The organism is Metabacillus crassostreae, from assembly GCF_016908395.1.
GTDB classification, from domain to species: domain Bacteria; phylum Bacillota; class Bacilli; order Bacillales; family Bacillaceae; genus Metabacillus; species Metabacillus crassostreae.
In genome coordinates this window covers 1-17,212 of record NZ_JAFBDU010000006.1, presented here as the reverse complement: position 1 = coordinate 17,212, position 17,212 = coordinate 1, and the positions used below count along the sequence as shown (strand labels likewise).

Here is a 17,212-nt window from a genome sequence, read left to right as displayed (position 1 = left end):
TATTACTTATTATTTTCCCTTTGTTTATAAGCTTAGAAAGCACAGGAGCCTCTTCAAAAGCTACCTAACTCACTTTCTACAGCTGTTTAAGATAATCTGTTAAAGAATCTACTGTATAAGTTGGTTGTATTGGGTAATGTATGAGATGCTCTCTAGTTGTTACTCCTGTGTGAACAAGCAATGTGTCTAACCCACAATTAATCCCCGCCATAATATCTGTAGCATAGTTATCTCCTACCATGACAGTATCCTGTTTTGCAACTCCTAGTTGCTGTAATGCTTGTTCAACGATAATACGCTCAGGCTTACCTATAAAGATCGGCGAAGTATTTGTAGACACCGAGATCACTGATGTTAATGCACCATTACCAGGTAATAAACCTTTTTCTGTTGGAATGGCAATATCTCCATTCGTTGAAATAAACGTTGCACCATTACGTACTGCAATACAAGCTTTTGATAATTTTTCATACGATATTTCCCGATCAATTCCTATGACAACATAATCAGGATGAACATCAACTAGTTGGTGTCCATTGTTGATTAATGCTTGTTTTAAGCCCTCTTCTCCAATTACATAAATGTTAGCATTCTTTTTCTCTTCGCTTATATAATTAGCTGTTGCCTGACTCGTGGTAAAAACACTTTCTTTTGTTGCTGAAATCTGAAAACGGTTTAACTTTTCGGCTACCTGCTGAGGAGTTTGTGAGGAATTATTGGTAACAAAAAGATAGGGCAAGTTATTTTTTTCTAAATATGCAACAAATTCACTAGCCGCTTCAATTTGCTCACTACCTCGATACATTGTTCCATCCAAATCAATTAAATAACCTTTATATGTTTTCATGGTTGTCACTCCTTTTATATGATCTATTTATATGCTTCTTGGCATCTCAAATTCAGCATAAGCTTCAACATAATTTAATAAACAAAAAGGATGACCTTATTAAGACCATCCCATGTACTATTAATTTACTGGTTTGAAAGCAGATACAGGACCTAATTCATTTTCAATGTATGTACGGACTTTTTTAGGAAATTCAGTTAAGTGATTGCCTTGTTCTGAATAAACCTTTAGTAAGTCATCATAATTTATTTGAAGATATTCCTGAACAAGTATTTTTCTAAGAGCTATTAGTTTTTTTAGTCCCTTTGATTCAGAGTCATTTACAACTTTTTCATCTAATAAGATGTCGATTATATCTTCATAGCTACCAGGATCACGCATAATGAAGCCGTCAATCATCGAATTTCCCACATCAATAATTGTTTCGATTGTCATGTGACAAATTCTTTCTAACGCAGCTTTTTCTATAGAACTTTCCCAAGAAGGTTGACTTCTAAATAATTTTATCTGATCTTCTAAATAAATCAATTTTGCCTCAATATCTTCCCGATCAACAAAATACACTTTCAATCACCATCCTTAATTATAAAGCTACTCTTCCTTTTTCTAATGTTCCAGGCTTAGCATAAAAATATCCCTGTGCTAAATCAACTTGATTCCTCATAAGGACGTCAGCTTCTTCTTTCTTTTCTATTCCCTCAGCGACAACTAGAGAACCTGTTTCCTTTGCAATTAGGATTAGTCCTTTTAGCATTGATTCTTTCACCGTATTTGTATCAATATCTTGAATAACAGAACGATCAATTTTAATAATATCCGGAAGAATCTCACTTATAGTATGCAAGCTTGAATATCCTGCTCCAGTATCATCAACCGCGATTCTAAAGCCCATCTTACGCAATTCCTTTATGTTATCATGGAAGAATGTTAAACCATCGATAGAATCTCTTTCTGTCACCTCAAAGATCATTTTATTCGGCAAAATGTCTTCATAACGTTTTAAAAGCTTTTCAAGCGCTGGAATAAACCGTTTATTTCCTAATGTAATAGGTGTAAAATTCAAAAACACATCATCACAGCACCCTACACGACCAATCATTTGGAAAGCCTTTTCTAAAACCAATAATTCAAGGTCATAAATTAGGTTGGATTGTCTAGCAAGAGAAAAGAGCTGTAAAGGATTTTCAAGTGATGTGTTTTTTGGACCTCTTGTTAAGAATTCCCAGGCTTTAATCTGCTTTGTAGCTAAATCAATAATTGGCTGAGCTAATAAAGTGATTTCTCGTTTTTGAATGATATCTCGCATTTCTAATAGGGTTTCTATATAGCGTGATTGTATACGCTTTTCTGCCATAGCTACAGCCTGCTGCTGAGCTGTATACAGTGCGTCTTGTGTTGTACCGTCATTTTTTTCAACAAACATATAGCCTATTTCAAATGTCTGGTTAAAATATGGATACTTCGTGTACATCCATCGTTCTAGTTTCGGGGTTAGAATTCTAAGCATATTTTCAATATGTACTACACTTTGTTTCTCATCATGAATTCTTAAAAATACTGTTAATCCCTCATTATAATAGTCATGGACTACTAGTAAATCTTCACTATATGATGACTCCTCAAAGATATGTTGGAATCCTATTTTTATTTCGTTTTTATATTCTTCAAGTTGTTTTGGTTCGAACTGTTGTGAAAATTCGCGGATATTGGAAATAGATATAACAATAACAGCAACCTGTTGGCCACTATTCATTGCATGATATACTCCTTCAAACACGGGGTCTCTAAGTACAAATTTAGGAGGATAATATCTTAACTTACGTTGCGGATAAAAAAGCTTACTCCACTTTTTTACTCTCCTATAATTCTTATTCCAAAATCCACTATTCATAAGTACTCAACCCTTCTGGCATTCACCTTTACGTATTCATATTTTATCACAAAATTATATCATTCGACTTATTTCTTGGTAAATTTTATTTTTCCTGAGAAATTTGTCTAAAAAATCATCGAAAAGATTTTTTATTATTCCTTATGATAAAATGAGATTAGATTAAGCCAATGAGACAAAATAGTATCTATAATAGGAGCGATAGTATGTCAGAAAGATTTTTTCTATACGACGACACAGTGGAAACAAAGACTAGATTTGTTAGCTTTATGGGAGAAAACCAACGCTTTGATTTAGCAATTATTCAAAGTGACCGCTATTACGGTAAGCAAATTGTTCTTGATATTCAAGGAAATCGTTTTGCCATTATTGGTGAAGATGACTTGAAAGAGCCAGGATATATAGAATTTGCATACAAACTTAATGAAGAAGATGCAGAAGAACTTCGTGATTTTTTATATCAAATCGTTTAATATGTATGTCAATTATCCTTCCTGTAAAACCTATGCTTAAGGTGGTGAAGGATATGGATGATAAGGAACAAGAAACATATACCGATTTTTCAAATGTAGAGACAATGAGGAATTTTCTAGTACCAGAACAACTTCCAGAAGGTCCTTATGGATCACCAAGAGGGAAAAATGAGCCTGTTTTCAATAAAAGTACACCTTGGCAGGAAGGTCAAAGATACTATAGTGCTTTTAACTATGAAAATAAATCTCTTCATCAAAATTTAGAAAGACATGATGCCCCAGCGCATCCTACACATGATGATCCTAATAAAAATGAAGAACCACCATATACTTCTAAATAGATGTATTTGAATTAGTTTCAAGATGTTATGTCTAAACACTGTGAAAAAGTGTTTAGACTTTTTTCTACTTAAAAATTTAAAGACACCAACTGCAAAACCACAATTTCAACTTCAGCTTTACTTCGATTTTTAAGATTATCGGCGATTCTGTGGATTTATCGGCGATTTTCCTAATTTATCAGCGATTCTGAGGATTTATCAGCGATTCTACAAAATCTGACAAAGAAACGTCCCTATTTTTTTATCTTCTTTAACACAAAATAAGCACATCCAAAATTACAATATTCATAAATATATTCGTCAAGTGTACTAATTTTTGTATCATACGTTGCTTTTTGATTTTGGTCATCAAAAAAGCCTCTAAGTCTTAATTGGCTATATCCCCAATCACCAACAATAAAATCATACTTATTTAGGATATCGCTATATCTTTCTTTGAAGGCTTCTTCATTAAAACCATCTTTTTCTTCTTTTATCAATTCAAAATTCTGATTTTGAACAACTATCATGATTATTTCACCTCGTCATATTCCTTATTCTATTACCTTTATCATAATCTAATCAATCACAACCATCAATTACTAAGAAAATTTATCTTATCTTTGGTAATGATAAGGTTGAGGAGGTGCTAATATTGATAAAAACAAAATTAGCAGTAGGTGTAATTGGGTTATCATTATTAACTGCTTGTCAGTATGGAGCTGAAGAGGAAAACTCTCTTTTCCATCAAAGTGGTAATACATTAAATGTACATGATCGCCCGGAACTTTACAATGAAGAAGGTATGCCAAATGCTAACGATAATGATGCTAATTTCGGATTTGTAAGACATCAAAAAAGTGGCATTCCTCAAGATGTTACCTATACTAAAACACCAGGTCTAGATCGTGAACAAGTTGCAAACACAATAAGCAGCTTAGCCGTTCAGCTTCCAAATGTAGAGGATGTTGCCACTTTAGTAACAGATGAGGAAGTACTGGTGGCGTATAATACAGATTCAGAAGATCGCTTTGAAACGGCAGATCAAGTAAAAAAGACTGCCCTATCAGCAATCCCAAGGTACTATCACGTTTACGTTTCAGATAATCCTAATATGATTCAACAAATTGAAGCATATAGTCCACTCGATTCTACAAGTCGTGATATTGATGAAATTATCACGAAAACCATTAATAAAATGCTTGAATCTCCACAAGGTCGTGCTCTTAATACAGGAGAAAATCCAAATGGTGAAGGCTACGGAGAGATGAACGAAGAAATCGATGACGATATGAAGGATCAATACGAAAAATCTCGCTACAAAAAAGAACAAATGCAATAAAAAAGACCAAGCGCTTAGAGCTTAGTTTCTAAATAGGAAAAAGGAAGAGCACTCCTCTTCCTTTTTACCACCTACATATTATGCATGTGCTTGTTTTTGTTTAGCAGCAGCGTTTACTTGCTCATCTGCATGATAAGATGAACGAACTAACGGACCTGCCTCACAATGGCTAAACCCTTTGCTTAAAGCAATTTCACGTAATTCTGCAAATTCATCAGGATGATAGTATTTTTGAACTTTAAGATGTTTTTTTGTTGGTTGTAGATATTGACCTATTGTCATAATATCAACATCATTAGCTCTTAAATCATCCATTGTTTCAATAATTTGTTCCTTAGTTTCACCAAGTCCGATCATAAGGCTTGATTTTGTTGGAATTTGCGGCTGCATTTCTTTCGCTCGTTTAAGTACTTCTAATGATCGATCATATTTAGCACGTGCACGAACTCTTGGTGTTAATTCACGAACTGTTTCAATATTATGATTCAAGATATCAGGCTTAGCATCCATTAACATTTTTAAATTATCATAATCTCCACCCATGTCTGATGGTAATACTTCGATTGTTGTAAATGGACTTTTACGACGGATTGCTCGGACAGTTTCAGCAAATACCTGTGCCCCACCATCCTTTAAGTCATCGCGTGCTACTGCTGTAACAACAGCATGCTTTAAATTCATAAGTGCAACAGAGTCTGCTACACGTTCTGGTTCTGCTAAGTCAAGCTCTGTTGGTAATCCTGTTTTAACAGCGCAGAAGCGACAAGCACGTGTACAAACAGCTCCTAAGATCATAAATGTGGCTGTACGACGAACAGCCCAGCACTCATGAATATTAGGACATTTTGCTTCTTCACATACAGTATTAAGGTTCTTTTCCCTCATTAGCTTTTTCAAATCTGTATAGTTCTCGTTTGTGTTTAACTTTATTTTCAACCATTCTGGCTTACGCAAATATTCTTCTTTTTTCGCCATCTGATTCAACTCCATTACATTATCTAAGATTTATCCCGAAGGCAGTTTTCATAAGCTTGTTACTATAAGAATAAAGGGAAACAGCCTTGTATCAAGTCTATTGTCATCGAACCTTAACTTTGATACATAAAAACACTGTTTTTCGACAATTATTAGGTCAAATAGCAGCAATCTTTCAGAAAAGAGCCATATCAAAAGAGATAATCAGAACATTTTTCATATACGTTACCACTTTAACATAAGCACTCAAGTGGGACAAGAGAAAGGGTCCTTTGTAATTTCTAACATTTTCTATTAATTAAATTCCTAACAAGAACCAAACTATAAAAAGAATAGTAAATCGAACAGCACTACTAAATTCTAAAGTTTTGTTTGAAAGGAGCTCATTACTGTGCATAAAGCAATAACCAGTGTCATCATCTTTATGGTGATTAGTTTATCAGCACAATCATTAACATATGGTGCTGAAACAAATCAGGAAGAAGACGAAAAAAAGCTAATGAGCTTATATACAAAGGTTGAAGCTATAACAAATATCCCTTGGTATGTGTTAGCAGCTGTGGATCAGTATGAAAGAAATGTGCGCCATTCAAGAAAAGATATTCCCAAAGCCGAGGGATTAGTCGAGATTTTCATTAAGCCTGAGGTATGGGCAGGTCCTTTAAACCCAAATAAAGAGGATAAAAATCCAAGAAGCATCGGATTATTTGGGGGAATTGGTGAAGACGGTGATGGTGACGACCACGCTGAGCTAACAAATGACGAAGATGTTCTTTATTCATTTGCAAATTACCTACGCTCTTATGGAACTGATATGGAAAATTTAAAAATTGGTTTATGGGATTATTATCAGCGTGATAAAACAGTAGGGATTATTTTGGGACATATGAAGTTATATAAAAAATATGGGACTTTAAATTTAGGTCAGCATTCTTTTCCTGTTCCTTTAAATCATAATTACAGTTACAAAAACACCTGGGGTGATGCAAGAGGCTGGGGTGGTCGAAGAATTCATGAAGGAACTGATATTTTTGCGAATTATGGTGTTCCTGTAAGATCAACCTGCTATGGAGTAGTAGAAATGAAGGGCTGGAATCGATTTGGTGGTTGGAGAGTAGGAATTCGTGATATTGATAATACCTACCACTACTTTGCTCACTTAAATGGTTTTGCTGATGGTTTGCAAACCGGACAAATCGTTGAACCTGGACAGCTTATTGGATCTGTAGGAAGCTCAGGATACGGTCCTCCTGGTACGTCAGGTAAGTTTCCTCCACATTTACATTATGGACTTTATAAAGACAATGGAAGAACAGAATGGTCATTTGATCCTTATCCACATTTAAAATCATGGGAACGAGCTGAAAGGCAAAAAAAGAAATAAGCAAATTAAACATTTAGGCTGTATTAATAAACTATATAAAGAGTTATAGGTTAGGTTGATTTCCGCTACAGGATGCTTGCTTTCCGCGAGTCGGGCAGTGAGCTTCCTCGGCGCACGGCGCATCTGTGGGATCTCGCCTGTCCCGGTGCTCCCGCTGGAGTTCCGCACCTTTCACTCCAATCAACCCTAAATAGTTTAGTGGATAGACGAACTATAAAAAACAACAATTAAGAGCCAAAATATAAAAAGAAGAGGCAGTTGTTCACCGCCTCTTCCTAAAATTATTTTTGTTTTGCTTTGATCACAGCATTCGTAATACTTGCTGCCATTCCGCCCCAGATAATAACCATACCGATAACCATCATTGCAATCGCGCTTCCACTCATTACTGTGATACCCCCTTAGATGATGATGTTGTCGTTGGATTTGCTCTTTTCTTAATTGTAAATAATACCCCAACTAAAATTGCGCCAATCGCAACTGTCCAACCCCAACTGAATAAGAACTCACGTGGATATCCTTCATACTCAGTTGTTAAGTTTGTGCGTAAGTTATCAAACATCATATATCCTAATACAACTGGTGTAATTAATCCTAAACAAATTCTCCACCATGTACCAAGTTGAATATCTGACATTGAATTAGCATGTGATTGTAGATTCTTCAATTCTTTCGCAAACCAAGCAATTGCAATTACCTCAAATAGTCCAGCTAAAGCTACACCAAATTGATTGATAAAGTAATCCGCTGCATCAAGGAAGAATAGTCCGCCTTGTGTTGCAAAAACTAATGAAAGTAATGCTGAAGCTCCTCCACCAATAATAACTGCTTTCACACGTGAAATTTTGAATTTCTCTTGAACACCTGCAACAAATGTTTCAACAATAGAAATAAGTGATGATAAACCAGCAAGTACTAATGATCCGAAGAATAAGAAGCCAAACAGCTCATTAAACGCTGGGAATTCATTAATAATTTGTGGGAAAACAACAAATGCTAATCCTACTCCTGCAGAAACAACTTCACTAACAGGAACACCTTGTTGTGCCGCCATAAATCCTAATGCACTAAATACTCCAATACCTGCTAATAATTCAAATGCAGAGTTACTGAAACCTGTGATAAATGCATTGTTGGTAATATCTGATTTCTTTGGTAGGTAACTTGAATAAGTAATCATAATAGCAAAAGCAATAGATAAACTAAAGAAAATCTGACCGTATGCCGCTACCCAAACCTTTCCATCAGTAATCTTACTCCAATCAGGTTTAAAGAATGCATCCAAACCTGCTGCTGCTCCATCTAAAGTTAAAGCTCTAATTACGATAATAGTAAATAAAATAACTAATGCTGGAATAAAGATTTTATTTGCAACTTCGATACCTTTTTTAACACCTGCAAAAAGAACACCTAATGTAACAGCCCAAACAATTAATAATGGTATTAATACTCCAGGAACTAAACTTCCGAAATCACCAATTGCACCGCCATCTAAGTCAATACGATTTAAGTAATCTCCCATTAAGAAGCCGCCTGTATCTTCTCCCCAGCTTAGGTTAAACGAAAAGACTGAGTAGGACATTGCCCAAGCTATAATAACAGCATAGTAAGTGGAAATAACGAATGCTACGGCAACCTGCCACCAACCAATCCATTCTGAGCCTTTACTTAATCTACCTAATGACATCGGAGCTGATCCGCGGTACTTATGACCGATTGTAAACTCCATAACTAGTAATGGAATACCAGCTGTTAATAAAGCAAATAAGTATGGAATGAAGAATGCTCCTCCTCCATTTTCATATGCTGTTGCTGGGAATCTCCAAATATTACCTAAACCAACTGCAGAACCAACGGCTGCTAATATAAAGCCTGCCCTTGTCCCCCACTGTGGACGATTTTCCATGTTTTTTTCCTCCTTTTACCTCATCAGTTTAAATGATAGAACAGTTAGAAATAATCTAATATTCTGATTATTTTTTTATAATCTACACATAGTATATATGGACATTTTGCCTATGTCTATATAAAATTTTGAAAAAATACTATTTTAGTATGATATTTCAGAATATTCCTATTAATAGGAAATAATTATAAAAAATTTTGTTCTATTTTTCCTTTTTGTTGTAAAGTTCAACAAAATATCTTACTTCACTACCACTTTTACCTATTAACGAACTAAATATTTCCGAGGATTTTCTTGTTAACGATAGCGAAACTATTATTTCTATAATAATAAAATAGTAGTTGGGTAAACTAATCGGTTCCACTAAAGGTGCAAACAGTCAAATAACTTATTGTATTTTTTAAATAACCATGAAGGAATTACATATGAGTAATAACATTGATACAGCTGGTCATTTTGAATTTAGATACTTTTGCTTATTTTATAGGTTAAAAGTAAAACCTAGTTCGCTTCATTTCGCTCCAGACACTTGCTTTCCACGGGGAGGAAGCTCAAGTCTCCTCGCCTTCGGCTGCAGGGTCTCAGCCTTTCCTCTACCTCCCGTAGGAGTCAAGTGTCTACCGCTCCATTCCACTAAGTTCATCTAACTTTAATACCTAAAAATAGTTTTTGAGGTATTTCAAATACATCAACCATTGAACTTTTTTATTTGTTTCTTTCATCTTCTAATTCAACATTAGAAAATACTAAGAAACTATCAGTCATTTCTAATAGATTTAAACAAGAGACTCAATTCACCAACAATAATAAAAGCGTGAATTCGAATGAGAATTCACGCCTAAAATTTTATTGAGATCTACTTTTTTGCACACTGATTTTTTTATGCGACTTTGGATTTTTTTGCAAAGATAAAAATAAAACCGACTAATAAAACAGCAACAACAATAAATCCTACTAAACTACTTCCGGTAATACCTAGAGCTAAATATCCAACTGCAGCAAAAGCTCCACCTATTAATGCATATGGAAGCTGTGTTAGGACATGGTCAATATGATGACTTCCTGCTCCTGTTGATGACAAGATTGTCGTATCAGAAATAGGTGAACAGTGGTCACCTAAAACAGAACCAGCAAGAACCGCTGCCATTGCAGGCAATAACATATTGATATCTGTTGCAGCCGTAATTTCTCCAGCAATTGGTAGCATGATCCCAAAAGTACCCCATGATGTTCCTGTTGCAAAAGCCATAAATGCTCCTAATGCAAACATAACGACTGGAAGATATGCAAGGTTTAAATCAGAACTTTCAACAATTGCAGCTAAATATTCACCAGTCTCTAATTGACCAATTAAATCAACAATCACCCATGCAAACATTAAGATATAAATGGCTGGTAACATTGACTTTATACCCTCTTTGACAGCTAAAGGAAAATAACTTCCCTTGATTCCTTTAGAAAAGAATAAAAGAATCGTAATAGCAAGACCAAATAAACCACCATATAAAAGTGATGTAGACACATCCGTATTTTCAAAAATAGCAAGAATATTTACTTCAGCTTTATCTTCTATCGCTGAATATCCTGTATATAACATCGATAAAACAGTTCCAATAATTAACGCTAAAATTGGCCAAACAAGATTACTAATTGTTCCTTTATCACTAGAAGGTAGATCCTCTGTCATTTCACCTAACACTTCTTTTTCTGGATCCACAACTTGTCCAGTTTTCATTGCACGTTCTTCATGACCCTTCATACTACCAAGATTAATATTGAAATACGCTACTGCAAAAACAAGTACAAGTGCTGCGAATACATAATAGTTCATCGGAACCATCGTCATGAACGCACCAAGTGGTGAATATTCAGTTACACCATGTGTAGTTAAGATTGTCGCAATCATTGCAATGATGTAAGCACCCCAGCTAGAAATAGGTGATACCACACAAACTGGTGCAGAAGTTGAATCAATAATATAGGCAAGCTTCGCACGAGATACCTTTTGACGATCAGTAATTGGACGACTAACTTGTCCTACTGCAAGTGCATTAAAATAATCATCAATAAAAATGAGAATTCCAAGTAAAGCTGCTGTAAATTGTGCACCTACACGAGTTTTCACACGCTTTTGTGCCCATTCACCAAATGCTCGGCTTCCTCCAGAGATCGAAATAAGTGCTGTAATCATTCCTAAAATAAGTAAAAATAGAATAATATAAACATTCCATGTATTTAACTCACCATCTGAAATAAAAATAGCTTTAATAGCGTCAAGTATTGCCATTCCAGACTTTACAATAGAAAATTCCTTTAAAATTAACGCTGCTGATACAATTCCCACACCTAAAGAAAGTAACACCCTTCTTGTTAAAATGACCATTATAATAGCAATTAAAGGTGGGACAATAGATAAAATAGTTCCTGACATGATGTATGAAGCCTCCCTAAAAAGTATAGAAGGGCCATCCTGATGCTGTGGTAAAGTTTTAGTTTATATATAAATATATATAAACGTCCTCTTTGGGGATCGTTTATTTAAATAAAATGAACAACAAAAAGAGTAACGATAGAAAATAACTATCATTACTCTTTTTGAATAATGTCATGTTATCCTCCATCCCGATCAGTAGCCCTCCATTATAGAATAACTATAATGACAGTATTACTCTTATTAAAAGTAATACCAATAAATGATACCTGACTAGTATTCATTCACTTCGGCAATAAACCCTTTCCAATATGGTCATCGTTGTCATTCTCACATATTGTACTAATGTTTATTGCTCCTCTACCTCATCTTGAGATAAGGTGGTTTGGTCATATTAGATTTTCAACATTTAATAGTTTATCAAATAAGGTACATCATGACAACTATTCAACTTTTGGTAATTCAATAGCAGGTGTATCTTTTCCACTATTATTATAGTACTGTGGAACATCACCAGGCTCAAGAATATCTATAACCGGAATCGTATTTGTAATTGTGATTTTATCTGTTGCAAAAGGAATGACTACCTGAACGGTTACTTCAACAAATATTGATACTTGATGATTGGCGCTATTAATTCCATATTCCTTTGTTGTTTGTTTTATATCAGTATGTACATCACCAATTAAATAAAATCGAATCGGAATATCAGGACCTAATGTACTCAAAATAGCATTGTCAGTAATTTGACCAAGTGGAATAGAATAAACAATTCCATGATCTAGCTCCATTTCTTGACTTCCCTTTTTTGTGCTGTGAAAATTCTCTTTTTCTATCTCTTCAAGCTTTGTTGTGATATTATCTGTCACTTTTCTTAGAACATTATTTACTGTACTAGTGTTAAAGGTGATCATATTAATATTTCCGCTATTATCCTTGTCTGTTAAAACTAAAGTCTCTGCTTGACCTGTATTTATGACTTCTTCTTTTACTGCCTCCTGAATAATCGTTGTTGCAACAGAGGAGGCCTCAAGGTTTGCGATTCTAAGCAAGGTTGGTTTGATTTCTTTATTCACTACCCAAAAGCTACCTGCAGTTAAGATAATAAAAATAACCAAAGTTAGCAATAACACATATCGAAAAGGCAAAGGTCCTCTACGAGGGCGCCGACCACGAAATTTAGCCAAAATTAATCCCTCCTTTACAAGCTATGTTTATGCATGTAAGGAGGGATGTACGCATCATTTTCTAAGATTATTTAGATTTATTGTTAAACATACATGAACCAACTATAACCGTATCGTCCTTTATAACATCTTAAGTAAAGCATCTTTTCCTTTTGTACCAACAGTTATCCCACGATTTTCAGCTTCATAGGTAACAGATTCAAGTGGAGCTTCTAGTAGCTGCTCAATTGTTCTCACACCTACTGCCCGACCAGCAATAATTCCTCGATCTTTCAATTTTTCATTTAAAAGTCCAACATCAAGTGCACCACACATGATATATCCTTTATCAGTTGTAATGGCCATAAAATTTGTTTTTGGCAAAGCAACCGTAATCGCAGTAAATTGTTTTCCTTCAATCGTAACAGGTGTCATTGTAACCATTTAATAACTACACTCCTTTCTTCATATATCTTTATGACATATGAACAAATTTGTGTAGTTATTCGTCTAACTTTTTATTTGGTTAGTACTTAGCTTCCATGCTAAAACATCACGTAATAATTCTGGCATATAAAATAACTTTTCTTCAGCATGGCTAATCTCTGGATATAGTGGACCTAATGTAAACATATCAATTGTAGCAACTGCATATAAGCGGTCTGGATCTATTGGTTGATTTTTGATAGAAATCTCAGTAACATGTTTCTTTCCATCACTAAATACCTCAGTTTTTACTTCAATCCCATCAAAAACCATTCTCCCCATTACTTTCCCGCGAAATCCTAATCCTTTTAACTGTAATTGCTCCATTTTTTCATCTCTTGATTGGAGGATAACCTCTTTTAATACGTCTCCTTTTAAGTGGACTTTACAAGGATTGATTGGATGAGGACAAATATGGTGAAGGTCCTTTCTTGTGACAGGTCCCTTTTGTAAGGATTCTAGTAATATACCTGAATTAACCATTGCGACTTCTCCACCACACCACTCCCTGATTGCCGTTACTAAAAGGTGTGGAAAGGGTGAATCATTAAACCAATCTACTGAAAGCTCTTGATCTAATACTCCAATTTCTTCAGAAAGTATTTGATCACTTTCATCATATAGGTGATCAAGAAATAATGCGGTTTCTTTGCAGATAGCATGTAATTCTATAGTCGAAAAAAGTTCTGCTCTTTTCTCTAGTAACTGCTTGTTTGAAGTATCAATTTCAATTGAAATATAGCCAATATACTGCCCATATTTTCCTGCACCTGCTACTAGTGTAGAATTTATTTTTATACCTTTTTGTAAAACGTGATGTGTATGTCCACCAATAATAATATCAATATCAGGAAAATCACGAGCAATACGTTCATCATCCGTTATACCTAAATGTGAGAGTAACACAATCATATCCGCTTGCCCTTTAATTTCCTGAATCACTTCTAGTAAACTTTCAAATGGATCCTTCACCTTCCAGCCAAGAAGCTCATAGAACTTTTCATAAAAAACTGTTACTCCTAGAAAAGCTACCTTATACCCATTCTTGAGTGTCTTAATTTCATAGGGTATAACCCATTCAGGACGTTCTCCATGCTCGGTATAAAAGTTTGAAATGATTACTGAAAATTCAGCTTCACGGTATAAATCGTTTAAATCTTCGTGAGCAAAAGTGATTCCTTCATTATTTCCAATTGTTACGGCATCATAATCTAGCTGATTTAACAGCGAAACATTTGCTTTTCCTTTTGTTGCCTCTGTAATTGGATGGAATCGATCAGCATGATCACCAATATCCACAAGTAACATTTCCTCATTATGTAGTTCATGAAGCTTCTTTCTATCTTGTAAAAACCGAACAATTTTAGGCCAATTTTCAAAATGACTATGCAAATCGTTTGTATGATAAAGGTGTATGGTTTCTATCATTTGTCTCTCTCCTTAAACTTAGACTATCTTGATATTAAATTAAGGCTGTTTTCGCAAACTTTGTTGCGTATAAATTCCGAAGAAATCAGCATTGTATTAAGTCTTGTTGCATTTTTTCTTCATAAAATATAGGCTTATATGCGAAAATACACTTGTTCTCCTGCATATTTTGATTACATAGCAACAAACTTTCAAAAAAAGAGCCTACATTATACATTAAAGATCAGCCTAAGAAACCTTCATATATTAACTTTAAACCAGCAATAATCAGTACAGCTCGTAGTAGATTTACAACTGTTTTGCCTTTTAATTTTGTGTTAATAATCGCTCCAAATCTCCCACCAAACCATGCACCTGGTATAAGTATTGCGGCATATAACCAATTGATATTACCTAATGTAATATGTGTAATTGAACTAATTGTAGCAGATAAAAAGATGATAAACATAGAAGTTGCGACAGCTATATGTGGTGGAAACATAAACAATAAAATCATGGCAGGTACCATAAGAGCACCTCCACCTATTCCAAATAAACCTGAAATAAACCCAACTACAAAGGCTATTATGATTCCTGGAACAGGTTTAAATGAATAAATTTTTTGCTCACCTTCATCATTTATATATGGACGACTGATTTTCCCACCGGTTTTTTGCTTCATTTTAGGTAATTTTTCTTTGATCATTAATAGAATGGATACAGCAATCATAAACAGTCCGAACCAAATTGAAAATGTTGTTGTGTTAAAAAACTTATTAACATAAGCACCTAAAATTCCACCAGGACCGCTTCCAATAAAGAAGATTAACCCACTTTTATAATCAACTTTTTTATATTTCATATAAGTTAAGGTTGAGGAAAGACCGGTGAAAATAACGACAAGTAGAGATGTACCAACTGCAACCTGTGGTGAAACATCTGCAAATCCAGAAAAATATGTTCCTAATGAGATTAACATTGGAACAACAATAATACCTCCACCTAAACCAACTAAACTGCCAAGTGTACCAGCAGCGATTCCAACTAGTAATAAAATAATCCATTCCACAGTATTCTATCTCTCCTCATCAGGAAACAAGCTTAATTGTTTTTCTGCTAAACCTGCATATGTTATATCAAGAATGTTGATCATCATTTTTGCATTTGCGGCAGCATCTCCACCTGAATTATTATTAAACAGCATATAAATACTTTTTGAATGTTTTCGAAGAGTTTCAAGATTTCCCTTCCACTTCTCAAGCTCTTCTTGATTATAACGATACAAATATCTAACATCTCTCCAATCCTCACCTGAAGCGGGTTTATTCCATCCGTGAACATTTCTCCCATGTAGCCTAACAAGCGTTTTATTAGGATCAGTAGGGTGTAGAACTGTTGGTATTGATCTCATTCCAGCCTGTGGCTCATCGACAATACTATGTATCCATTCCTCTGTTTCCATAAACTGAAGTGTTTTTTCGTAATAGGTAGGTGAAAACCATGATCGGTTACGAAATTCAAGAGCTACGTCTAAGTCTCCTAATTGTTCTCGACACCATTTCAAATATTCAACATTGTCCTTTGTACAGTCAAACCATGGTGGAAATTGAAATAATACCATTGCAAGTTTATTCTCAGCTTTTAAAGGCTCTACAGATTTAATAAATGCACTGAACATCTCCTCCTTAGTGGTAAAAGGAAGCTCTCCATGAAGATGCCCAGTCATTCCTTGATATGCTTTTGGTATAAATTGGAAAGTTTCAGGAGTTTCTTTTAGCCATTTTCTAATATTGCGTTCTGGCTGAATCGCATAAAAGCTGGCATCTATTTCAACAGTAGGAAAATGCGCAGCGTATTCTTGTAATTTTTTTGATGTATTTGTTGTAGCTGAGTAGAGAGAATCATGATCACCCCAGCCCGTTAACCCGATTTGAATTGTTGACAAAAAAATCATCCTCTATACTAGTATGAAACAATCGTCTTCTATCATAAATAGGCTATTTCCTCATTCAAGGTGAATAAAGCAATATTCTTACCCCAATAAGATTTCTTCACATAGAATATAATAAATCTACTATAACATGATTAAAAGGGATATCACACATGACAGGATTTATAGGTTTAAAATAGAAAAAAGGGACTGACATTTTTGTCAGTCCCTTCAGATCGTCGACAAAAGGGGTTCGGAATGGTTTCATTCCGAACCCCTTTTGCGATTTTCTTTATAAATTATCTAAAATGAGCGTGGACAGATCTCTCTCTGTCCACTTTATTAGGCCATTTTGGGACCTAGCCAAGTCCAGTTGGCCATCTTCTTCAAATTCATGGCAGCGAAAGTAAGCATCGCTTGCATTGACAATTTTTTAAGTCCCCTCAAAGTTGTCCAACGCATGCCATGCTTTTCTTTTGCATCTGCGAATACACGCTCAATCGTTTCTTTACGTTTCGCGTAGATTGGCTTTACCTCTTTATGATGACGCAAATGATCGGCTTCCTCTACGTACTCTTGCCAAATATGACGTGTCACCACTTTTTGATGATCTTTACTTTCTGTACATTGCGATAAAAATGGGCAAGTCGCACA

At 34.9% G+C, this 17,212-nt stretch carries 17 protein-coding genes, 1 pseudogene and 1 riboswitch; of the genes and pseudogenes, 4 read left to right on the top strand and 14 right to left on the bottom strand.

Annotated elements, in window-relative coordinates:
* Positions 1-76 precede the first annotated feature (76 nt).
* The 3 genes from JOC75_RS16590 to JOC75_RS16580 all read right to left on the bottom strand — a co-directional run bounded on the left by JOC75_RS16590 (position 77) and on the right by JOC75_RS16580 (position 2,600).
* Positions 77-847 (bottom strand): TIGR01457 family HAD-type hydrolase, encoded by a 771-nt coding sequence (locus tag JOC75_RS16590; protein ID WP_204955119.1) that lies wholly within the window; start codon positions 845-847, stop codon positions 77-79.
* A gap of 120 nt (positions 848-967) precedes the next feature.
* Entirely contained in the window at positions 968-1,411 is a 444-nt protein-coding gene (locus JOC75_RS16585; protein WP_204955329.1) for a HepT-like ribonuclease domain-containing protein, read from the bottom strand.
* A 19-nt stretch (positions 1,412-1,430) separates the two neighbouring features.
* Positions 1,431-2,600: an EAL domain-containing protein gene (locus JOC75_RS16580; RefSeq protein WP_239589535.1), complete on the bottom strand. Its 1,170-nt coding sequence runs from the start codon at positions 2,598-2,600 to the stop codon at positions 1,431-1,433.
* A 344-nt stretch (positions 2,601-2,944) separates the two neighbouring features.
* On the opposite strand from JOC75_RS16580, the gene JOC75_RS16575 reads away from it, so the two are divergent.
* Positions 2,945-3,211 carry a DUF3055 domain-containing protein gene (locus JOC75_RS16575; RefSeq protein WP_204955117.1) on the top strand — a complete coding sequence of 89 codons (267 nt, stop codon included), beginning with the start codon at positions 2,945-2,947 and terminating at the stop codon, positions 3,209-3,211.
* Positions 3,212-3,264: 53 nt separating this feature from the next.
* Positions 3,265-3,552, top strand: coding sequence for a cytosolic protein (locus tag JOC75_RS16570; protein WP_204955116.1), 288 nt, complete (start codon positions 3,265-3,267; stop codon positions 3,550-3,552).
* 233 nt (positions 3,553-3,785) lie between these two features.
* Here the strand turns inward: JOC75_RS16570 and JOC75_RS16565 are convergent, their stop codons facing one another.
* Complete coding sequence (locus JOC75_RS16565) at positions 3,786-4,061, bottom strand: YutD family protein (RefSeq protein ID WP_204955115.1); 276 nt, start codon at positions 4,059-4,061, stop codon at positions 3,786-3,788.
* Positions 4,062-4,186: 125 nt separating this feature from the next.
* Between JOC75_RS16565 and JOC75_RS16560 the strand changes: the two genes are divergently transcribed.
* A complete protein-coding gene (locus tag JOC75_RS16560; RefSeq protein ID WP_204955114.1) occupies positions 4,187-4,873 on the top strand; it encodes a YhcN/YlaJ family sporulation lipoprotein in 687 nt (228 codons plus the stop codon).
* Positions 4,874-4,951: 78 nt separating this feature from the next.
* Here JOC75_RS16560 and lipA read toward each other — a convergent pair whose 3' ends face one another.
* Positions 4,952-5,863, bottom strand: coding sequence for a lipoyl synthase (lipA, locus tag JOC75_RS16555; RefSeq protein ID WP_275580339.1), 912 nt, complete (start codon positions 5,861-5,863; stop codon positions 4,952-4,954).
* A 478-nt stretch (positions 5,864-6,341) separates the two neighbouring features.
* Between lipA and JOC75_RS16550 the strand changes: the two are divergent.
* Positions 6,342-7,232: pseudogene (locus JOC75_RS16550) on the top strand (M23 family metallopeptidase); the annotation flags it as partial.
* 281 nt (positions 7,233-7,513) lie between these two features.
* Here JOC75_RS16550 and JOC75_RS16545 read toward each other — a convergent pair.
* From JOC75_RS16545 to JOC75_RS16505, 9 genes are all read right to left on the bottom strand, one after another.
* The gene (locus JOC75_RS16545; RefSeq protein WP_146948038.1) at positions 7,514-7,618 is read right to left on the bottom strand and encodes a methionine/alanine import family NSS transporter small subunit; all 105 of its coding nucleotides are present in this window, start codon (positions 7,616-7,618) and stop codon (positions 7,514-7,516) included.
* Complete coding sequence (locus JOC75_RS16540; RefSeq protein WP_204955113.1) at positions 7,618-9,138, bottom strand: sodium-dependent transporter; 1,521 nt, start codon at positions 9,136-9,138, stop codon at positions 7,618-7,620. Before JOC75_RS16540 ends, JOC75_RS16545 begins: the two co-directional genes overlap by 1 nt.
* A gap of 880 nt (positions 9,139-10,018) precedes the next feature.
* Positions 10,019-11,569, bottom strand: coding sequence for a Na+/H+ antiporter NhaC family protein (locus tag JOC75_RS16535; protein WP_204955112.1), 1,551 nt, complete (start codon positions 11,567-11,569; stop codon positions 10,019-10,021).
* 191 nt (positions 11,570-11,760) lie between these two features.
* Positions 11,761-11,940: riboswitch (Lysine riboswitch) on the bottom strand.
* Between the two features lie 72 nt (positions 11,941-12,012).
* Complete coding sequence (gene yunB / locus JOC75_RS16530) at positions 12,013-12,756, bottom strand: sporulation protein YunB (protein ID WP_204955111.1); 744 nt, start codon at positions 12,754-12,756, stop codon at positions 12,013-12,015.
* Between the two features lie 120 nt (positions 12,757-12,876).
* Entirely contained in the window at positions 12,877-13,179 is a 303-nt protein-coding gene (locus tag JOC75_RS16525; protein ID WP_146948031.1) for a YunC family protein, read from the bottom strand.
* 66 nt (positions 13,180-13,245) lie between these two features.
* Entirely contained in the window at positions 13,246-14,649 is a 1,404-nt protein-coding gene (locus tag JOC75_RS16520; RefSeq protein WP_204955110.1) for a bifunctional metallophosphatase/5'-nucleotidase, read from the bottom strand.
* Positions 14,650-14,872: 223 nt separating this feature from the next.
* Positions 14,873-15,697, bottom strand: coding sequence for a TSUP family transporter (locus JOC75_RS16515; RefSeq protein ID WP_204955109.1), 825 nt, complete (start codon positions 15,695-15,697; stop codon positions 14,873-14,875).
* A 6-nt stretch (positions 15,698-15,703) separates the two neighbouring features.
* Entirely contained in the window at positions 15,704-16,573 is an 870-nt protein-coding gene (locus tag JOC75_RS16510) for a DUF72 domain-containing protein (protein ID WP_239589534.1), read from the bottom strand.
* Positions 16,574-16,900: 327 nt separating this feature from the next.
* Positions 16,901-17,212 (bottom strand): transposase (locus JOC75_RS16505; RefSeq protein ID WP_204955107.1); only part of this gene is annotated, 312 nt, incomplete at its 5' end.

Bases quoted from the DNA above. Each gene is read 5' to 3' on its own strand.
- JOC75_RS16535 (WP_204955112.1), bottom strand. From the start codon at position 11,569: ATGTCAGGAACTATTTTATCTATTGTCCCACCTTTAATTGCTATTATA.
- JOC75_RS16565 (WP_204955115.1), bottom strand. From the start codon at position 4,061: ATGATAGTTGTTCAAAATCAGAATTTTGAATTGATAAAAGAAGAAAAA.
- JOC75_RS16575 (WP_204955117.1), top strand. From the start codon at position 2,945: ATGTCAGAAAGATTTTTTCTATACGACGACACAGTGGAAACAAAGACT.
- JOC75_RS16590 (WP_204955119.1), bottom strand. From the start codon at position 847: ATGAAAACATATAAAGGTTATTTAATTGATTTGGATGGAACAATGTAT.
- JOC75_RS16540 (WP_204955113.1), bottom strand. From the start codon at position 9,138: ATGGAAAATCGTCCACAGTGGGGGACAAGGGCAGGCTTTATATTAGCA.
- JOC75_RS16570 (WP_204955116.1), top strand. From the start codon at position 3,265: ATGGATGATAAGGAACAAGAAACATATACCGATTTTTCAAATGTAGAG.
- lipA (WP_275580339.1), bottom strand. From the start codon at position 5,863: ATGGAGTTGAATCAGATGGCGAAAAAAGAAGAATATTTGCGTAAGCCA.
- JOC75_RS16545 (WP_146948038.1), bottom strand. From the start codon at position 7,618: ATGAGTGGAAGCGCGATTGCAATGATGGTTATCGGTATGGTTATTATC.
- JOC75_RS16525 (WP_146948031.1), bottom strand. From the start codon at position 13,179: ATGGTTACAATGACACCTGTTACGATTGAAGGAAAACAATTTACTGCG.
- JOC75_RS16520 (WP_204955110.1), bottom strand. From the start codon at position 14,649: ATGATAGAAACCATACACCTTTATCATACAAACGATTTGCATAGTCAT.
- JOC75_RS16580 (WP_239589535.1), bottom strand. From the start codon at position 2,600: ATGAATAGTGGCCAACAGGTTGCTGTTATTGTTATATCTATTTCCAAT.